At 35.7% G+C, this 207-nt stretch carries 1 protein-coding gene; it reads left to right on the top strand.

The annotated features are described in order from the left end of the window. A partial coding sequence (locus LQ622_RS15260) for a hypothetical protein (protein ID WP_239775478.1) occupies positions 1-207 on the top strand: 207 nt, incomplete at both ends.

The following is a 207-nucleotide window of genomic DNA, read 5'->3' as shown; positions in this document are numbered from 1 at the left end:
GTTAATAGTTTACCAGAAAAAGAAAGAGCAGCAGCAGCTAAAGCATTATTAGAAGCAAATCCTGACTATATTTCAGCAACTGTTTATGGTGAAACAGATGATACCGGTCGATATACTTTGAGATTCCCAGATGGTACGTTAAATACAAGCTATATGTATGGTTATGTGATGGATCCAGATGGTAATGTAGTGAATGCATATTCATCT

This window comes from Mammaliicoccus sp. N-M50 (assembly GCF_022386995.1).
In the GTDB taxonomy this organism is placed as follows: Bacteria; Bacillota; Bacilli; order Staphylococcales; family Staphylococcaceae; genus Mammaliicoccus; species Mammaliicoccus sciuri_A.
Note: the sequence above shows the minus strand (reverse complement) of the source record. Positions and strands in the feature narration are given on the sequence as shown.